General features: G+C 60.5%; 16 protein-coding genes. All 16 read right to left on the minus strand.

All coding sequences use genetic code 11. From position 1 onward, the window contains the following. Nucleotides 1–396 precede the first annotated feature (396 nt). Nucleotides 397–1293, minus strand: coding sequence for an acetyl-CoA decarbonylase/synthase complex subunit delta (locus tag AB1402_08105; GenBank protein MEW6541559.1), 897 nt, complete (start codon nucleotides 1291–1293; stop codon nucleotides 397–399). Between the two features lie 31 nt (nucleotides 1294–1324). Further along, a complete protein-coding gene (locus AB1402_08110; protein ID MEW6541560.1) occupies nucleotides 1325–2197 on the minus strand; it encodes a dihydropteroate synthase in 873 nt (290 codons plus the stop codon). Between the two features lie 2 nt (nucleotides 2198–2199). Next, nucleotides 2200–3579: an acetyl-CoA decarbonylase/synthase complex subunit gamma gene (gene acsC, locus AB1402_08115; protein ID MEW6541561.1), complete on the minus strand. Its 1380-nt coding sequence runs from the start codon at nucleotides 3577–3579 to the stop codon at nucleotides 2200–2202. Nucleotides 3580–3641: 62 nt separating this feature from the next. Continuing rightward, entirely contained in the window at nucleotides 3642–4841 is a 1200-nt protein-coding gene (cdhC, locus tag AB1402_08120) for a CO dehydrogenase/CO-methylating acetyl-CoA synthase complex subunit beta (GenBank protein ID MEW6541562.1), read from the minus strand. A gap of 126 nt (nucleotides 4842–4967) precedes the next feature. After that, the gene (locus tag AB1402_08125; protein ID MEW6541563.1) at nucleotides 4968–7958 is read right to left on the minus strand and encodes a molybdopterin-dependent oxidoreductase; all 2991 of its coding nucleotides are present in this window, start codon (nucleotides 7956–7958) and stop codon (nucleotides 4968–4970) included. 1 nt (nucleotide 7959) lies between these two features. Then, entirely contained in the window at nucleotides 7960–9912 is a 1953-nt protein-coding gene (locus AB1402_08130; GenBank protein MEW6541564.1) for an NADH-quinone oxidoreductase subunit NuoF, read from the minus strand. A 158-nt stretch (nucleotides 9913–10070) separates the two neighbouring features. Continuing rightward, nucleotides 10071–11198 (minus strand): DUF166 family protein, encoded by a 1128-nt coding sequence (locus AB1402_08135; protein MEW6541565.1) that lies wholly within the window; start codon nucleotides 11196–11198, stop codon nucleotides 10071–10073. After that, nucleotides 11183–11962 (minus strand): ArsA-related P-loop ATPase, encoded by a 780-nt coding sequence (locus AB1402_08140; GenBank protein MEW6541566.1) that lies wholly within the window; start codon nucleotides 11960–11962, stop codon nucleotides 11183–11185. Before AB1402_08140 ends, AB1402_08135 begins: the two co-directional genes overlap by 16 nt. Nucleotides 11963–12007: 45 nt before the next feature. Continuing rightward, the gene (gene cdhB, locus AB1402_08145; protein MEW6541567.1) at nucleotides 12008–12562 is read right to left on the minus strand and encodes a CO dehydrogenase/acetyl-CoA synthase complex subunit epsilon; all 555 of its coding nucleotides are present in this window, start codon (nucleotides 12560–12562) and stop codon (nucleotides 12008–12010) included. Between the two features lie 74 nt (nucleotides 12563–12636). After that, the gene (cdhA, locus tag AB1402_08150) at nucleotides 12637–14934 is read right to left on the minus strand and encodes a CO dehydrogenase/acetyl-CoA synthase complex subunit alpha (GenBank protein ID MEW6541568.1); all 2298 of its coding nucleotides are present in this window, start codon (nucleotides 14932–14934) and stop codon (nucleotides 12637–12639) included. After that, nucleotides 14912–15112 (minus strand): hypothetical protein, encoded by a 201-nt coding sequence (locus AB1402_08155; protein ID MEW6541569.1) that lies wholly within the window; start codon nucleotides 15110–15112, stop codon nucleotides 14912–14914. The genes cdhA and AB1402_08155 overlap by 23 nt, the downstream gene beginning before the upstream one ends. Nucleotides 15113–15409: 297 nt before the next feature. Then, nucleotides 15410–16300, minus strand: a complete 891-nt coding sequence (gene folD / locus AB1402_08160) for a bifunctional methylenetetrahydrofolate dehydrogenase/methenyltetrahydrofolate cyclohydrolase FolD (protein MEW6541570.1) — start codon at nucleotides 16298–16300, stop codon at nucleotides 15410–15412. A gap of 225 nt (nucleotides 16301–16525) precedes the next feature. Then, nucleotides 16526–16654, minus strand: a complete 129-nt coding sequence (locus AB1402_08165; protein ID MEW6541571.1) for a hypothetical protein — start codon at nucleotides 16652–16654, stop codon at nucleotides 16526–16528. Between the two features lie 10 nt (nucleotides 16655–16664). Continuing rightward, nucleotides 16665–17459, minus strand: a complete 795-nt coding sequence (gene pyrF / locus AB1402_08170; GenBank protein MEW6541572.1) for an orotidine-5'-phosphate decarboxylase — start codon at nucleotides 17457–17459, stop codon at nucleotides 16665–16667. Between the two features lie 6 nt (nucleotides 17460–17465). Then, a complete protein-coding gene (locus tag AB1402_08175; protein MEW6541573.1) occupies nucleotides 17466–18389 on the minus strand; it encodes a dihydroorotate dehydrogenase in 924 nt (307 codons plus the stop codon). Then, a complete protein-coding gene (locus AB1402_08180) occupies nucleotides 18386–19351 on the minus strand; it encodes a dihydroorotate dehydrogenase electron transfer subunit (GenBank protein MEW6541574.1) in 966 nt (321 codons plus the stop codon). The genes AB1402_08175 and AB1402_08180 overlap by 4 nt, the downstream gene beginning before the upstream one ends. Between the last annotated feature and the right edge of the window lie 123 nt (nucleotides 19352–19474).

Here is a 19474-nt window from a genome sequence, read left to right on the forward strand (position 1 = left end):
TAAGTGCCGCCATCGTTGTTTTACCGGGGCCGCCCTTGCCCGCCGGGGCTTTTGTCAGATCCACTGTCCTTTCTCCTCCTTGAAGATGCAGATGTGTAGTTAGTTGATACTCCATTAGTTGTCTTTTATGGAGCCAGTATAGGAGATACGCTTTCCCCCCGGCAACGATTGGGCTGTGAAATGCTTACTAAGCACGGTGAAGTGAGTGTATGAAAAGTGGATTGGAACCTGAAAGTCACAGATCGTTTCGCCGATCTCGGCCAACTACGGCTTTGCCGGGAAAGAGTCGGGGTACCCGGGGGCAGGCGGCAAGCACGCGCGGCAAGCACGCGTTGTTTACTTGCGCCGAACCGAGCAGAGTCGGGGTACCCGGTACCGAGGGGGCGGGCGGCATTGTTAAGACAGCTCGGTGATCATTTTCCGCACCAGTTGCATGCTGTCCGGTGAACTCATTACAGCGAGGTTGGCTCCGGCCAGGAACAGGGTCAGGGTGGTTATGGCTTCCCAGAGAATCCCCTGCTGGGTGTTTTCCCGGGCTTCTTTTGTTTTCCAGCAGTCCCGGCCGACGTTCGCAATCATAGGCATTTTCATCATGTCGTCGGTGTAGATCACCGCCACCTGTTTAATCCGCTCTATGACCGAAAAGCTGTACTCCATGCCGTATCCCAGCGCGGAGGATAAGGGGTCGATGACGATCCGCTCCTTGGGGAAGAACTTGGACAGCTTGATGTTTAGTTCTTTGGCCAGGTTGATGTCCAGCGGGGACTGGGCGATCACCCGATGTCCATTCTCCAGGGCCGCCCTCCCGATCTCCTCGTAGTTCTCCTTCATCACCGGCCCCAAGAGTACGGCGTCGCCCGCCAAGGCTCCGGCAATCTCTTTCAGCGCCCGGGCGTCGGCGTCCTTCTCGCCGACCCCGTAAACGATCAAAGGCACCGGCAGGGCGTCCGAGAGTTCCTTCACCCTGGAGGCTAAAGCCGGCACGTCAACATCTTCGGTCCCGGCGGAAGCCAGGTAGAGACAAATGAGGTCCGCCCGGTACACCTCCAGACATTTTTTTGCCCACGCCACCGGCGAGGCAACGACGTCGCCGAAGCGGGCGCGCAGGTGTTCCGGCCACGTTTGGGGCGGGCTATCCCAGACCTCCAGCGCAATCAGCGGGGGATGAGGCAGTTTTCCTTCAAATGAATGAAAAGGAAGGGTGTTTTCCCCGCCGAGGGTAATTGTTTTATCCTCTTTCCCGAAAGTCACCTCGAGGACATTCCCTTTATAGGTCTCCAGATACTCTTTCATCAAAGCCTTCCGCTCCTTTCCACGAGAAAGCCTAGACTTCCAGCCAGGAGTGGGAATACAGTACTTTTCCCGCCAATACGTTCACCGTCTTGACGAGTTCCGCTTCCGGCGGCGGAAGGTCGGCCGGGTTGATTTCTTCGTCCATCGCCCGGTGGATCAGTTCTGTCTGCGCCGGTCTTTCCCCCCGAACCAGGGCGATCAGTTCGCGGTCGAAGCTGTCCACGATGGCCGAATAAAGGCCGTGCCGCTGCAACATTGCCAACTCCACCCGGCTTAGAATGCTTCTCAGGTGGCGGGGCACACCGTTGATCATATTGGATAAGCCCAGGGTCGATTTGGCTCCCGGCGCAATGTCCGGCAACATGCTCATAAACTCCAGCAACTGCACCACCTGGGGCTGGTCCACCCCGATCGGCATCATGATGGGGTCGACCCAGATGTTTTCGTTGGGGATGCCGATCTCGTTGGCATGGGCGATGGTCTCCATAATCGCTTCGGCCCGGGCGGCCGTGTCGGAAGGAATCCCCTTGTCGGTGAGGACCGATAAGATCACATCACAATTATATTTTTGGGCCAGCGGGAGCATTTCCCTTTTGCTGTCTTCCCGGCCGGAGGCGGAATTTAAAAGCGGTCTTTTCCGGCAAACGGCGAGGCCGGCCTCCATTGCCCCGGGGTTTAAGGTGTCCAGCGAAAACGGGAGATCCACCACCTCCTGGACGACCTCCACCAGCCAACGCATCACCTCCGGGTCTTTTCTGGCCGGTCCGATGTTCAGGTCGAGGTAATCCACCCCCGCAGCGGCCTGTTTTACGGCCAATTCCTGCAAGAGAAGGGCGTTCCGCTCCCTGACGGCCTCCGACACTACTTTGGCCAGTATATGGATGTTTTCCCCGATTAAAATCATCCTTATGTTCCTCCTTCTGCTTCCTTCCATTTGGCGAACAGTTTGGGCATAAACGCGGGTAGTTCTTCGGCCTCTTTGGGCCCCACAATGATCTCCCAGCCGGGCAGTTCGTCTTCGATCTCACCTTTGATCCGGGCGGCCAAGCCGGGGATAATGAGCCTCTTTTTCTTCAGTTTTCCTTCCAAACCACTGTTTTTGATAAATGGGCCGATGGTCTCCCCGGCGAATTTGCCCGTTGACCACGCGGCCAGGACGCACAACCCGTCGGTTCCCTTCACACCCAGATAACCGGGGATTTTGCTTGCTTCCACGCCGCTCGCCACCGCGAAATAGGTCAGGGCGAAGTTGGTGGTGAGCACAACAGGCGATACTTCGTTTGGCGCACCAATTTCGTAGACTTTCTCTTCCACCGCCAGCGGCACACGCGGGTCGGTGTAAATATTGAGCCGGTGAACCAGCAGGGGAAAAAGCGTTTCTTTGTCCAGGTCGCTGAGCACAATTACCGAAGCATACTTGATCACCAGGGCCGCGGCCAAGAGCGCTTCTTGGGCCGCGTCTTCGGCCTTCAGCGGTAGGAAGGAAATGATCGGGTACCCCAGCGGCCGGAAGGTGTGCCTTAAAGCAGCCCGCCTGATCAGGGTGTAATCCCGGAGGGACTCCTTCAGATTCTGCGGGGAGGTGTCGATCATGATCTCCGAAACACCGGCGGCTCTTAGCTTCGTGGTTACGGCCACAACCTCTTCCAAGTTTTGACCCCTCACCGCTACGGGAACGACCTTTTTCTTTAAGCCGGGGAGAGCCTCCTCCAAATTGGCGCTGGTAAGCGGGTACAAAAGCGGCTTTTGCTCGGCAACCAGGTCGCGGGCGGCAAAAAGCACCTCCAGGTCCTCGCACATCAACACCATGGGCCGCTTTTCCCGGGCCACCCCGGCAACCACGGACAGGTACCTTTCTTTACTGCCGCTTTCAAATTTAAGGACCACAAGGTCGGCCCGCAGGTTGAAGGTTACCCAAGTGAATTCGTATTCATCAAGCCTTTTCAACTTGGCGTTTATGGCCTGATCGGTCTCGATGTCGGAAATCAACACGGCCAGGCCGGGTGGGCGCAAAAAGGTCTTCTCGTGGCGATGGACGACCTCTTCTTCCCCCACCGTCAGCATCCTTTCACCGGTGCCCACGCTGACCAGCCTGATGGGTGGGGTGATGGCGTCAATGATCCACTCCTTCACTTCCGGATCAAGATAGGGACACTTTTCCAGCGACACCCCGCCGGAGATCAATTTCATGGCAAAGGCCAGACAGGTGGGAAATCCGCATTCCTTGCAGTTCTTCTTCCCCCCGTCGGGGAGCTTTTTCTGGATGTCGGACGGTTTTAGAGGCATGTACTCCCCCTCCTTCGAAAATTGACTCTTACCTCAAAAGGGGCCAGGCCCCTTTTTGCCCGCTAACCACCCATAACGGGATGCTCCACTTTTTGGAGAAACTCGATCAGGTCGTCGACGTTTTTGACCTCCTTTTCAGAAGCGATTTTATCGAAAAGGTCGGGGGGGATGGCCTCTTTTACCATTTCTTTAATCGTGCCGGGCATCCAGACCACCCTTCGCAATCCGCCGTCGGTGATCAGGAACTTGGGGGATTTCAGATAGGAAATGGCCATTCCCACGTACCCTTCCCGCTGTTGGCCGCCGCTGGCCTGAGCGGCCAGGGTGGAGAAGGGAGCACCGATGACCGCTTCTCCGACAAAGTCGCGGTGGATGATGCCGAAGCCGTCCACCTCCGGAATATAGAAGCAGATCGACTGGAAGCAGCCGCAGGCGGTGTGGGGGTTTTCCAGGGCGCTGTGCAGGCAGCAAACAGAAATCCGGCCCAAGGATCTTTGCGTCACGACCTCGTTGACCCCGCTGTAAATGTGTTTTTCGGGATCCAAGAGTTCGCCTTTCGGTACGGCAAAAATGGCTCCCTCCGGGTCGATCTTGGAGGAGGCTCTCCCGTCCAACCAGCTGATGGCGCCGCACAGGGACATCCGCTCCGGCGTGATGATGCACACGTGGGTGGGCGCGAAGCTCTGGCAGAGAACACAGCCGTAGAATTCCTCCACCTCTTCCTCGGTCATGCCCTTCAGGCGTGCGTCCCGGGCGTCGTAAACCGGCCGCGCTTTTAAAACATGCTCTTTTACCTTTTCAGGGTCGGTGATAAAGGTGACCTGCATTTTTTCGATGATGGGCAGCTCGTTGGTAAAAAGCATGATCATTATTTGACCGATCTCTTGTAAAGACTGCAGTCCTTTTTTGTGGCTTTCCTTGTGCAGCCGCAGCCAAACATGGTCCCTTTGCGCCATGTGCCAGAAACCCTCGATGTAATTGCAGTACTGGTGGATACGGCGTTCGAAAACGGGCTCCATATCTCTTTCCAGTTGTTCTCCGACCACTTCCACGCTGATGAAGAGAGGGGAGGTGGTGCCCTCCGCCATGTCTTTAATGTCCGGGCCGATGACGGCCACTCTTTCGTGCTCGACTTCATTTGTGGATCTTAAGGTGACCAATTCTCCTTTGTATTCGCACCGGGGTCCGCCGAATTCAACGTAGAAGTCGTGTTTTCTTACGCTTTCGCCTTCGTACTGGGGTCCCACGTCTACCGGGAACATTTTTCTCCTCCTCCTTCAAGGAAAACGGTTTCTTTGGTTATCAATCCGACCTGATGCATCAAAGTGTTCCAAGGCCATGGTCGCCACGCGGGGGTGGACGGGGGTGGACATGGCCGCCGGCGCTTTTTACGGCGTGTATGGCAGCGGCCAAAATTGCGCCCGGCCCAGGCCGAAAAATTCGCTTTCGTGCAGCACGTCCGTCCCCGGGTGTTCTTTATCGGGGCAAGGCCAGCGCAAGCCCCCCACCTCCGGGTCGAGCCGGTCGTAGCTGATCCCCGCATGGGTGGGGTAGAGGGACGATATTTCCGCCATGATCTGGGAGGGATGGTTGCAGGTAAATCCCCCGGCTTTCATGCGGCGGGCGATTTCGCAGATAATCCACCAGTCCGGCTTAGCGGCCCCGGGCGGTTCGGCTGCTTGGCGGACGCGCTGGACAAGGCGGTCCACCGCCGTAAAGGTCCCCTCCTTTTCCGCAAAACCGGCCGTGGGAAGCACGACCTGCGCCAGCTTTGCCGTTTCGGTCAAAAACATGTCCTGGACCACCACGAAGGGGGCTTTTGAAAGGACCTGGCGCACGTTATCCGCCTCCGCCGCTCCTGGATTCACCGGGTCGGCGCCGATAATGTACCAGGCCTTCCTTTCGTTTTCCACCGACCCAGCGGGTTCGGGGACGGTGCACCCCCACGCGGCGGCCACTTTTTCCTTGCTCACCAAAGACCAAGGGTGGGTAACGTCCAGGTCAAGGAGGCCCCGGAAGTTGCTCCGGCCGACCAGAGGCACGAAACCCGCACCCGGCTTGCCGTAGTTGCCGGTCACCAAGGCCAACTGGGCCAGCGCCCGGATGCTGTCCCGACCGCCTAAGCGTTCCGCGATTTCTTCGGACCAGAAGAGGAGGCCCGGCTTGCTGGTGGCGTACACCCGGGCCGCTTCCCGAAGCTGTGCGCCGGGAACGCCGGTGATTTCCACTGCTTTCTCGATGGTGAAATCGGCGAGGGATTTTTGAAAAGCGTCAAAATTAGTGGTCCTATCCCGGATAAACTCTTCGTCGTGGAGCTTTTCGTCCAAAATAGCCCTGACCATTCCCAGCAGCAAAAAAAGCTCCGTACCCGGGCGAAACGCAAGGCGAATGTGGGGCAACCGGCCGAGGGGTATTTCCCGGGAGTCGGCAATGATCAGTTTCGTCCCCCTTTTAACCGATTTGCCGATTTCGTAACCGATGAGCGGGTGGGACTCAGTAGGGCTGGCGCCAATCACCAAATGAGCGGCCGCCCTTTCAATTTGCCCGACGGGAACGGTCATGGCCGTGTTGCCCACGGTTTGGCCCAGGCCGTCCAACAATCCGGCCCGGCTGGTGAGCGACTCAATGTCGGCGATGTTGCTCGTTCCCAGCACCGCCCAGGCGAACTTCAAGGCCAGGTAGATTTCTTCGTTGGTGACCCGGGGGCCGTACCAAACAACCGCCTCTTTCCCTTTGTACCGGGAAAATTCGCCGGCCACCAGGTCCAGCGCTTCTTCCCAGCCGGCTTCCACGAACCGGCCGTCTTTTTTGATTAAGGGGGTTTTCAGGCGGTCGGGGTGATTGAGTAGCGCCCAGCCGAACCGGCCCCTCCCGCAGAGGCGCCCTCGGCTCGTTTGGTGGTTGAGGTTGCGGCGCACACTGACCGGCCTGCCGCCCCGGGTGCCGAAATATAAGCCGCAGCCAATCCCGCACGCCGCACACACCGTTTCCACTTCCCGGGCGGGCTGCACCAGCCCCTTGGGCAAAAGGGCCCCCACCGGGCAGCGAGCCACGCATTCGCCGCAGGACTCGCAGGTTGACTCGGCCAGACTTGTTCCCTGCCGGGGGACCACCACCCTCCGGTTGTCCACACGTTTAAATTCCAGCGCGTCCGCGCCGTTGATCTGCCGGCAAGTGCGGAGGCAGATGCCGCAGGCGACGCAGCGGGAGCGGTCGAGAACAAAGTACGGATGGCTCTCGTCCACTTCCGCAAAGGGGGTTGGGGTACCCACCATTTCCTGGCGGACCCCGGTGTAGCCGACCACTTCTTGTAGTCTGCACCGGCCGTTTTTCGCGCAGTTCAGGCAGTCCCCGTTGTGACCGGCCAGGATTCCTTTCACCGCCGCCGCCTGCGCTTCCCGGGCCTGCGGCGAGCTGGTCCGCACGACCATCCCTTCCCCAGCCCGGGCCGTGCACGAAGGCACCACCTTGCCGTCGATTTCCACTGCGCAGACCCGGCATCCGCCGGAGCCCGTGAGTTCGGGGTGGAAACACAGGAAAGGAATGTAGAGGCCCACCTTTTGCGCCGCCTCTAAAACGGTGACTCCTCTCCCCACGCTCACTTCCAGGCCGTCAATGGTAAGGCTGACGGCCTCTGCCACCGGTCCCCTTTCTTTCGGAAAAGGGGGTGTTTCCGGGCGGCGCTCAACTCTTGCGACAACCCGGGGTGGAATGAGGACGCCCTCCCGGACCGGCTCGGCCGGCACTTTGGGCAAAAGGGCGCCCACGGGACAGCGGGCCACGCACTCGCCGCAGGAGACGCAGTTTGACTCGTGCAAAGGCTTGTTTCCGAAGGTGCCGATGGTGGTAGCGCGGCCCCGGAAAGCAAAGTCGATGGCGTTCACCTGGACGATCTCGCGGCACGTCCGTACGCAGATCCCGCATAAAAGGCACTTGTTGTAGTTTCTGACGATCCACGGGTGCGTGTCGTCCAGGGGCTTTTTAAGCTCGACGCGCCTTAACTCCTTGAATTCGGTGGCTTCAAGGCCTAAGTAGCGGGCTACCTCCTGAAGCTTGCAGTTTAGGTTTTTCCCGCAGGTAAGGCAGTCCGACTCGTGTTCGGCCAGGATGACCCCTACTATGTGCCGGCGGTACTGGTCCAGGTTCGGGCTTTTGGTGGCGACCCGCATCCCATCGGCAACCGGCGTGCGGCAGGCGGCCACCATTTTCCCGTCGGCCTCGACCATGCACACCCGGCACAAGCCGGCCGGTTTTAGATCGGGGTGGTGGCAGAGATACGGAATATAGATGCCGTTTCTTAAAGCGGCCTCCAGTATGGTCACCCCTTTTCCGGGGACCCTGACGGGCAAGCCGTTAATGGTGAGTTTAACGGCCTCCATTTTAATCCCTCCCCCTTGCCGGCCGGCCCCTCTCCAGGAGGTTTAACTTTTCCGGTCCGGTGACCTTTGTTACGGCGCGGTATTTATCCGGGCACATGTCAAAACACCCGCCGCACTTGAGGCACTTTTCCTGGATAATCACCGGCGCCGCCCGCCATTTGCCGGCGATTGCTTCCACCGGGCAGTTTTCCAGGCAGAGCCGGCAGGGTTCGGCGCATTTATCAGGATCAATCCAGTAGGCAATTAATTCTTTACACTGCAGAGCAGGGCAACTTTTTTCAGCGAGGTGTGCTTCGTATTCCGAATGGAAGTAGCGCAGCGTGCTCAGCACCGGGTTGGGAGCGGTTTGGCCCAGGCCGCAGATGGAACCGGTCATAATTGCTTTGGCGATGCCTTCCAGCAAAGACAGGTCAGTTGGTTTGCCGCGTCCCCGGGTGATATCTTCCAGAATTTTTAGCATCTGATAAGTGCCTGCCCGGCAGGGCGCACACTGGCCGCAGGATTCGTTGACGGTGAACTCCAGAAAATACCTGGCCACATCCACCATGCAGGTATCCTGGTCCAAGACCACCATGCCGCCGGAACCCATCATGGATCCCGCGCTCTTCAGGGAGTCGAAGTCCACCGGCATATCCAGCAGTTCTTTGGGCAGGCAGCCGCCGGAAGGACCGCCCGTTTGCACGGCCTTGAACTCCCGGCCGGTGGACGTCCCGCCGCCGATGTTGAAAATGATCTCCCGCAGTGTTATTCCCATGGGAACTTCGATCAGGCCGGTGTTTTTGGCCTTTCCGGTTAGGGCGAAAACGGCTGTTCCCTTGCTGGTTTCGGTCCCCATGGAAGCAAACCACTCCGGACCCCTGGTGATAATCTGGGGCACATAGGCGAATGATTTGACGTTATTCAACAGGGTGGGTCTGCCGCCGATGCCTTCTTCGGTTGTGCGGGGCCGGGGCATCACTTTGGGCATTCCCCGGAAGCCTTCGATGGAGCGGACCAGGGCCGTCGATTCGCCGCAGACAAAGGCGCCGGCACCCCGGAAGATCTCGAGGTCAAAGTTGAATCCGGTGCCCATGAGGTCCGGTCCCAGCACCCGGTGTTGCTTGGCCTGCGCAATGGCAATAATTAAGCGTTCCACCGCCAGCGGGTATTCTGCCCGGACATAGATATACCCGTGGCTGGCACCGACGGCGTAGGCGGCAATGGCCATCCCTTCCAGAACGGAGTGGGGATCTCCTTCCAGGACGGAGCGATCCATAAAGGCCCCCGGGTCGCCTTCATCGCCGTTGCAGACTATGTACTTCGGTTCCCCGCCGGCCCGGCGGGCGCTCGCCCACTTTCTTCCGGTGGGGAAACCGGCCCCGCCCCGGCCGCGCAGGCCCGAACGGGTGACGGCGTCAATTACTTCTTCCGGGGTGTACCGGGTGAGCACGTCGGCCAGCGCCTGGTATCCGCCGACGGCAAAGTACTCGCGGATGTCTTCCGGGTTAATCAGGCCGCAGTAGGCGAGGACCACCCTTTTTTGGTGGCGGTAAAAAGGCACGTCCTCTTCCCGCAGGCTTTTGCTTCCGTCCGGGTTCTGGTAAAGCAGGCGCTCCACCACCGTATTCTTATCCAGCGCGGCGCTGATGATTTCCGAGACGTCGGCCGCCGTTACCTTCGTGTAAAAAACACCCTCCGGTTCAAACCGCACCAGGGGGCCTAACTGGCAAAAACCGTGGCAGCCGCTGTAGGCGGTGCCGACCTCGGTTTCCCGGCCTTCAAAAAGCAGCTCCACGTCGGACGGCGAGCCTCTTTCTCTAAGCAAGCGCCCAAACTCCCGGTAAACTTCCAGGGCGCCGCCAAGAACGCAACCGGTGCCGGCACACACCAAAAACCGGTATTTTTGTCGCGCAAAAGCGCTTTCACATACTTTTCGGACCTCCGCCAGCTGAGCTGGGGAGTGGACCTGTAGCATTATCCTCTGCCTCCTTGAAGTCACCGGACAACACTGAAAATGCACCACAGAGACACGGAGAACACAAAAGATGCGATTGAGCAGGGAGGATACCAGGATTTCTCTATAGTCCCCTCTGCCCCCGTGTTGAATTGGAATGGAGCCGGTCCCTCTCTCTTTTACCCCACTGTGCTTCTTGCTTTCCCAGGCGTCATTTCCCCGTATACTTCCTTACCCACAACAACCACGGGCGCCAGGGCGCACGCGCCGACACAAGCCACTCGTTCCAGGCTGTACTCGTAATCCGGAGTGGTTTCCCCGTGGCCGACGCCCAGTTGCCGTTCAAACTCTTCCAGCACCCGGGTGGCCCCCTTTACGTGGCAGGCGGTACCGCAGCACACCTTGATCTGGTTCCTGCCCCGCCGGAGGAAATAAAACTGGTCGTAAAAGGTCGCCACCCCGTAAACGTGGCTTTCGGGCAACTGGACAAAACGGGCGATCTCCCGCATGGCCGCCTCGGGCAGGTAGCCGAACACCTCCTGGGTATCTTGGAGAATCGGGACCAGCTCGCAGCCATGCCCTCTGTAACGGAGGAGGGCGTTTTTCAGCCCCGCGTCGAGATCTTCCTTTAGGGCTTCTTCCACCGCCGTTTTGGTCATCAACCCCGCTTGGTGCATCAGGGTATCCCCAATCTCCTGATCATGGGCCATGGTCGCCACGCAAGGGTGGGCATGGTGAAGAAGTCCGGCCTGCTCACAAGCGTCCTTGACGTGCGCCCCCACCAGGTTTTCGGCCACGTATCTGGTGTTGCCGCAGGGAGCATCCCGCAGGACCTTCACCGCGGCGACCTTGTCTTTATCCAGGATGATCTCCACTTTCGGCCGGCCGAAGTGGCGGGCGAAGGCCTGGATTTGGGGACTGGTGCTGTCCTCCTCGGTAAGAGCGCAGAAAACCAGCGGATGCACCATGGCAATTTCTTTTTGCGCCAATTTCTTCTTGATCTGCCTGGCCAGTCCGGAAGGAAGGTAGGCCTTGTTGTCGATGGGGGCGATCACCGCCCCGGCCCCCGTCATTTCGGCCAAATGGGGAGCCATCTCGGCCACCACCGGATCTTCCTGAAGCATCAGCAGGAGATCGCATCCCGGCAGGTTGGGAGGTAGAAAGTCCTCCGGCGCATCGTCGATCCCGATGGCGAGCTTTTCCGGGAAGACGTGGTGGTTTATCTCCCAACCGCGCGGGGCGTATCGGGTCATGGCCTCGACGTACCGGCGGCCGTAATCGCCCTGAATGATCAGTAAGATTCGCATATTTCTCCGCACCCGCCTTCTAAAATTTTCTTCTTGAGCGCCTCCACCTCGGACTGCAACTTCTCCCCGGCTTTGATGTCCTTTTCTCGCATGGCGTTTTCCCAAATGCTTTCGTCGTAGCCGACAAAGCCCAACAACTCCCCGTTTTGGAAGCTCTCGTCAATGAATTTGCGTTCCCTTTCGGAGCGGATCTTATTGCCGATGCTTCTTATTTTTTTTATCCCTAGATCCTCGGCCATTTTCCGGATGTGACGGGCGGTGTTGATGCTGTTTAGGCTCGGTTCCACCACCACCAGCATTAAGTCCACGCCTCCGGCGGTGCCGCGGGTAAGATGCTCGATGCCCGCTCCCATGTCCATAATGACCACTTCGCCCTGATCTAAAAGCAGGGAGGAAACCAGCGCGCGCAAGAAGGTATTTTCCCGGCAGTAACATTCAGAGTTGCCCTTTTTTACCTCCCCCATGCGCAGAAACCGGATGTTTCCAAGGCGAATGGCATGGTTTTCGACCACGTCGTCCACCCGGGGGTTTAAGCGATAAACGTGTCCGCCGCCACTCCTCGCCCTGATCAATTCCTTCATTTCCGCCACGGGCTTAAGCCGGGCGGCAACCTCTCCGGGAACGCCGATGGCTGCAGCCAGGCAGGCGTCCGGGTCCCCGTCTATCGCCCAGACCAGCCGGTGGGTGCGGGCAAAGGATTTTATCAACGCGGCGGCGATGGTCGTTTTTCCTACCCCGCCCTTCCCGGAAACCGCCAGTTTCATTTGCGCACCTCTTGACTGCTTGTCGGCCGGGAATCCCCGGCTCATTTAATAAAGGCCTCTTATGATCCCCTCAAGGTACTCCCGCCACTTTTCCATTCTCGGGATTACCGGCGCGGTGTAATCCGCATTGGGGTGGCCGCGCCGGCAAACAGCGAAGGTTTTCAGATGGGGCGCAAAGTGCTTTAAGGTGGCCAGGCCGCGTTCGGCCAGATCACATCTGACGCCGGTGAAAAGAACCAAGTCGTGCGAACCGCGTCCCCTAACCCCCTGCCAGTCCGGCATTTTCAGAAAGTGGATGATTTCGATGATGTCGTAAACACAGTCCGGTCTTTTCCCGAACTCCAGCATCTTTTTCTTCACGTGTGCCGTGGCGCAGGTGAGAATGTTGTTTGCCCTGACGATTTCTAACACGTATTCGAGCAAAAGCTTTTCCCCGACTTCGGAGGTGATGGTCTCCGGCCCCAGAATGTATAACGGGTTCCTGGCCCGGTCGATAATCTCGGCCGCCTCAACCGGGTCCGAAACAACCCGGGCGGCCTTTGTTCCGGTTAACGTGTTCACCGTGTAGTACGGAACAAATAGAAATTCTCCCTCAGGCATTCTTGGCGCCCTCCCCTCACAGGTGATGCTCTTTACAAAATAATTTTTTTGTGCTGGAAAATAGTAGGAGCTGCCTACCTTAGCGTGGCCGAAACGGGCACCTTCGTTTCGTAAGTGCCGATGATGGTCGGCAGGGACAAAGCCGGCTTCGGCTGCCAGCCGACTGCTTTTAAGTAAGCCAGCACCTCTTTTTTGTAAACCAGGGGCACATCCCGTTCGGTGCGGACGAAGTTTTGCAGGTCGTCAGGAAGCGTACCCAAATGTTCTTTATAAACGGAGATATACTGATGCAGTTTGATCGCCCGGCCGGGAGAAGTGTCGTTTCGCCGCATGCAAAGCTTGATCATAGTGGGCAGAGCCCTTTCCCTGGTTTCCACGACGATGGCCATGTGCTCCGGGGTGGGCTCCCGGGTATCGACCAACTGCTCGGTCCGGCCGTCGATAACCGTCCAGTCGTCGTATTCCTTCTTGCTCATAAAGAGCCTTCTGTATTTGGCCCCGTGGGGACCAAGCAAAAGGGGAATCCCCCACCGTATGGCGCCCGTGCCGATGGCCAGGGCCTTCTGGGAATAGGGACCCCAAACCACGGCACAGGCACCCACCCGGTTGAGGATGTAGTCGGCAATCAATTCAAAATTGGCCCGGCCGGGCAAAGCGGCGAAGATGTTGGCGATCTTGATGGCGGCACCGACCACGTGCGCGTTGGAGACGCAGGAACCCACGTTGAGGACGCCGCCGGCGTCGAATGAAGGCGGGTACTTTTCGTAAATGGTCTTTCCATCGGCGTCTTTGTACATTCCCGCCGCCATTGCCGCGCATCCGGAAAGGCAGACGATGTACTTGCGGCGCGCCAGCTCCTCCGCCATCCAGGCCACGTCGCCAACGTCCGGATAATTGGAACACCCGGCAAACAGCACCACCCCCGGGATGGTACCCAAAACGATGGGGGAACCCACTTTTCTTATTTCCACGTCGTGGATCGGCCCCCGACCGACCCGCACTTTGTATTTCTCCGCTCCAGCCGCCGCCGCCATTAACTTTAGGATGGGAAGATTAAAATCGCAGGCGGCTTCACATTTCCCGCAACCGGTGCACTTCCTGAACAGATCGGCAAGCGGTTCCAGATTCCCTTCGCCGGCCTGGCTGACCGCCGTGCCGACCGGTAGCAGGTTGGCGCAGTTTTGATTGCACTTCTCGCACTTTTTTCGGCACCTGCCGGCGATCTCGACGGCCTGCTCGGGGGTAAGAATGGTTTTTTTGCGCGTCGGCGCCAAGGCCAGTGCCGCCTCTACCGCCGCTTGCGCCGCCTTGTCGGGGTCTAAAACCAGGACCTGTTTCTTTTCCCCGGCAATCATTTTTACAATCTCGCCGGTCTCTTTTTCGGTGACGTTGTCCAGACCGTAGCAGATTTTGTCCGACCAGGCGATGAGCGCCGCGCCTGTTTCTTTGGCGAGGGCCGGAATATCGGTCAGCACGCATTGCTCATCGGCCACAATCACGTCGGCGATGCCGGTTTTTAGAAAAAAGCGCTGCTGCGCCAGCGGGCCGACCACCTTCGCGCCCTCGTTGTACCGGGTGGTGTCCAGCGCCGTACAACAGATTCCGGCCAGTTCCACCTTGTCCAAAAGGTTTTTTCGCCGCAGGTAATCGGTCATACTGTTGGCGGCCGCGGCGTTGTGGCCCACCAGAAGGATCACCGGCTTCGTGCGGTCAATGGTGCCCCACCCCAGCTCGACCAGCGGTGTTTCAACCACCGACGTCGGGTAGTTAAACCCGGTGATTTGGGCGATGTCGCAGGCCTCCAAGGCGACGTGGTCCAGCATTCCGCAGTGGAAGGCCTTAGACTCGTAGTCCAGATTGCTTCCTTCCTGTCCGGTATGGGTGGCGGCAACCAGATGGATAAGTTCCCTTTCCACATATTCAACGGCCCGGCGCAGGTCGCCGAGGGTTTTCGGCTTTAAACCGAGCACGGTCCTGATGATCGGCGCTTCCACATTGACTTGGTCCCCCAAATCAAGCGGATGATTTTCGCCGTGCTTTTCAATAAGGTGCTCGATCAGGTGGCGCCCGTGCGCCCCATGGGCGGCGGCGCCCATCAAGCAGGAGATCAAGATCATCCTGGCCTGCTGGGTGGCCATGTCGATGCCGCAGGCACCTTTGCGGTCCAGCGTCAAGTCGCACTTGCCGAAATTGCATAAACAGCAGAGATCGCAAAACGGTGCATAAAAGGGCCGGTAAGTTTTCATCAAGCGAAAGTCCCAGTTGCGCAAGTCAGTCACCAGGGGCAGCGGTGTATGGCCTACGGCTTCCCAGGGTTCTTCGGCCCTGATGATTCCGTTGATTTTTTCTCTAAATTTTTCTGTTTTGCTCATTGCTTACTCCTGCCCTGAAAATAGTTGTTCCGGTCAAGCACAAAACTGTCTCCAACGGCATGGAGCAAGGAAAATTGCCCTTCTTGCCGTTACTTTCGACCGATAATTGTTTGTGTTTATTTCTTTCGCCGCCCTGTTTGTATTCAGAAGGTACCGGTTCGCCAACCACCTCTTTCACCGGGGGATGTCACCCAGTATAAAGGAGAACCGGTTTCCATACACCGGTTGGACTGTGAATTGCCTATTAAGCCGGGTGTACGGCAGTTAAACCGGATTAGGTACTGCCTCCGTGCGTGATCAGGAACAATTCAGGAGGTTTTTTCGACCGCTTGGCCCATCAAATGGTGGCACAAGGTTGGTACATCCACGCCTTAGCCGCGATACGCTTCCAGGAATGTCGCCCCAGCAGGTATGGCCATTTTTTTCCCGTCCACCGAAAGACAAATCGTCTGCATTCCTTGTTTCCGAAATTAGGTCATATGCCGGTGCCAGTGGCATCTCCACTCCCCTCCGGCAAACCGGCGAGACGCCAGGCCGCTTCGACGGTGTTGGCGAGGAGCATGGCCACCGTCATGGGTCCGACACCCCCGGGCACCGGGGTGATGAATCCGGCCTTGGGCTGCACCGAGGCAAAGTCCACGTCGCCCACCAAACGGCCGTCCAGCCGATTGATCCCCACATCGACCACCACCGCCCCCTCCTTGACCATGTTCCCCGTGATCATCTGGGGCCGGCCCACGGCCACCACGAGAATGTCGCCGCCCAAGGTCACGGCGGCCAGGTCCGGCGTCCGCGAATGGCACACCGTCACCGTGGCGTGGCGCTCCAGGAGCAACAGCGCCACCGGTTTGCCGACGATGTTGCTGCGGCCGACGACCACGGCGTGCTTTCCGGCAATGGAAACGCCCGACCGCTCCAGGAGCGTGATGATCCCCCGCGGTGTGCATGGAATCATGCCGGCCTCGCCGGTGACCAGGCGGCCGACATTCAGGGGGTGAAACCCGTCGGCGTCCTTCTCGGGCCGGATGGCTTCCATAAGCATGCGGGCGTCGAGGTGCGGCGGCAGGGGAAGCTGTACCAGAATGCCGTGAATGTCGATTCTCTCGTTCAGCTGCTCAAGCAGGCGGCGCACCGCCGCCTCCGGCACCGAGGCTTCCAGACGGTATACCTCGGAGTCGATACCCACCTCCCGGCAGGCGGCTTCCTTGTTCCGCACGTACGTCTGCGACGCCGGGTTGTCCCCGACCAGGACCACCGCCAGGCCGGGAGGGTGTCCGTACCTTTCCCTGAAGGCCTCCGCCTCACGGGCGGCCTCGGCCTTCACCCGGCCCGCAACCGCCTTGCCGTCAAGGATCCGTGGTTCCATCCCGACAGCACCTCCTTAAAATAAAAAAGTGGCTGGAGCAATGTGATTTGCGGGTGAGAATCATCCGCAACAGAATTAAAGGTCTATGTCAATAATTTTTGCGGGGGAGGAGGGGGAGGGGCAATAAAAACGCCGCCAGTTGTAGACTGGCAGCGACGGGTTGCCGGTTAACCGTCTCCGGAAGTCGGAAAAGCCCTGTTAATTATTCAGCAGCACACAGCGGCGCTAATCCGATCTGCACTTGCGGGCTGCTTTGGCCCGGAACCGTTCTTGGACCGCATCTCCGGTCAGTTCCCGCAGGGCGTCGGCGGCGACCCAACGGGCGTTCTTGCTCTTCCTAACCGGCCAGAACATAAATGTCTCCTTATACCGCCGCCAGTTCCCGGGCGATGGCTTGCACGGCGGCCACGGGGTCGGGGGCCGCGGTGATGGGGCGGCCGATCACCAGGTAGTCGGCGCCGGCCTGCACGGCTTGCGCCGGGGTCAGCACCCGTTTCTGGTCTTGCAATTCGGCGCCTGCCGGGCGGATGCCCGGCGTGATCAGCAGGAAGTCCGGCCCCAGGGCGGTGCGGAGCGTGGTCAGTTCCAGCGGCGAGGACACCACGCCGTCCAGGCCGGCGGCCTTGGCCAGCCCGGCCCAGGCCAGAACCACTTGTTCCAGGTTCTTCCCGAAGCCCAGTTCCCGGCTTAAGTTCTCTTGCTCCAGGCTGGTCAGCACGGTGACGGCCACGAGCTTCGGAACCGGGACCCCGGCCTGCGCCGCCTCCGCATGCGCCGCCTCGGCCGCCGCCCGCATCATGGCGAGGCCCCCGGCGGCGTGCACGTTGATGATGTGCGCACCCAGGCCCGCCAGCGCCCGCACCCCCTGGGCCACCGTTTCTGGAATGTCGTGCAGTTTTAAGTCCAGAAAGAGCCGGGCGTCGGCGGCGGCCAGCTCCTCCACGATCCGCGGGCCGTGGCGGAAAAAGAGCCGCATGCCGATCTTAAAGCCGCCCACCTCGTCCCGGAGTTCCCGGGCCAGAGTGAGCGCCCGCTCGCGCTCGTCCACGTCCAGCGCCACCAGAATCCGCCGGCCCGCCAACCCGCCGACCCGCCGACCCGCTGACGCAGGTGCCCCCGGGTGCCCCCGGGTATCCCCGGGTACCCTCGACTCCGACATCGCGATTTAACCTCCCGTCCGGTGGGCGGCGCCCACCAGTTCGTTTATGTCCCCGATCCCCTGCTCGGCCAGGTACTGTTCCAGGCCCGCCGCCACCGCTGCGGCCGCGCCCGGGTTGACCAGGTTCGCCGTGCCGACGGCCACGGCCCGCGCTCCGGCCAGGATGAACTCCAGGGCGTCGCGCGCGGTCATGATGCCGCCCATGCCGATCAGCGGCAGCGCCACCGCCCGGTAGACCTGCCACACGGCGCGCACCGCCACCGGGCGGACAGCCGGCCCGGAAAGGCCGCCGAACACGTTGCCCAGGAGCGGCCGGCGCCGCTCCACGTCGATGACCATCGCGGAGAGCGTGTTGATGAGCGACAGAGCGTCGGCCCCCGCCCCGGCGGCGGCCAGGGCGATGGTCCTGATGTCGGTCACGTTGGGCGAGAGCTTGGCGATCACCGGCAGGGCGGTGTTCTCCCGGACCCGCCGGACCACCTCGGCCGTCATTGCGGGCTCGGTGCCGAACGCGATCCCTCCGGCCTTCACGTTCGGGCAGGAGATGTTCACTTCCAGGGCGGCGATCCCGGGCACCCCGTCCAGCCGCCCGGCCAGGCGGGCGTACTCGCCGGCCGTTTCGCCGGCGATGCTGACGATGACCGGGACCCCAAAGCGCGCCAGGCGCGGCAGGATGTCCGCCACCAGGGCTTCCACGCCGGGGTTTTGCAAGCCCACGGCATTGATCACCCCGGCCGGGGTCTCGGTAATCCGGGGTGGCGGGTTGCCGGCCCGGGGTTTTAACGTGATCGTTTTAACCACCAGCGCGCCGAGCCCGGAGAGGTCCAGGTAGGGCGCGTACTCCTCGCCGAAGCCCACCGTTCCCGAGGCGGTGAGCACCGGGTTTTTGAGCTTGAGCCCGGCGATGTCGACCGCCGTTTTCGTTTTCATTCCCAGACCACCTCCCGGGCGGGGAATACCGGGCCGTCGGCGCAGACCCGCCGGTACTCCCACCGTTCCGGAGTACCGATCCGGCAGCTGCAGCACACGCAGGCCCCGATGCCGCAGCCCATCCGCTCCTCCAGGGAGAACTCGCCGGAAAGCCCGAGCGTCTCCAGCGCGCCCGCCAGGGCGCGGAGCATCCCCGGGGGCCCGGCGGCCGACACCCAGTCCACGGGCTCGTGGCAAACCGTGTCCAGAAACAGCTCGACCACCGAACCGGCATGCCCGCGGGAGCCGTCGTCGGTGGCCGTGAAAAGATCGACCGGCAGGATGCTGAAGTCCACCACGTCCAGTTCGGCGGCGGTCCGGGCGCCCTGGAAGACGGCCACCGCCCGCCGGGGTACCCCGGAGTGCCCAGGGGTACCCGCATTAGCGGGTTGGATGCCCGGGGGTACCCCAACGGAAAGCTCGCGCGCCAGGAAAAAGAGTGGGACGACGCCGAGGCCCCCGCCGACAATAGCGACGCGGCGGTGCCCGACCCACTGACGCGGGTGCCCCGGCTGACATGGGTGCCCCGACTGACGTGGGTGCCCCGGCGGTTCAAAGCCGCGTCCCAGCGGGCCAAGGACGTTCACGCGCTCGCCCGTCCTCTTCTCCGCCAAAAGCCCGGTGCCGCGGCCGACCACCCGGTAGAGGATGGTAACTGTGCCCCGCTCCCGGTCGGCGTCGTGCACGCTCAAGGGGCGGCGCAGCAGGGGGTCGGCCGACCCGACCCAACCCAACCCGATCCGACCCACTGACGTGGGTGCCCCGCGCGGGTGCCCCGCGCGGGTGCCCCCGTCGCAGCGCACGTGCAGGAACTGGCCGGGCTTGACAGCTTGGGCGATGTCCGGCGCCGCGAGCACCAGGCGGCGGCAGCCGGCCGCCACCCGCCGGTGGGAAACCACTTTGGCGTCCGTGATGTAGGTCACGCGTTCAAGCACCTCCTGCGGGCGGAGCGGGGGCTCGGCCTGGGAGAGGGGGACAGGCACCATTTTCGGCACGGCAGGCTACCGGTGGATGCTTCTGCTTGCCTTCCGAAAATGGAGCCAGTC

It is taken from the genome of Bacillota bacterium, from assembly GCA_040757205.1.
Lineage (GTDB): Bacteria > Bacillota > Desulfotomaculia > Desulfotomaculales > Desulforudaceae > Desulforudis.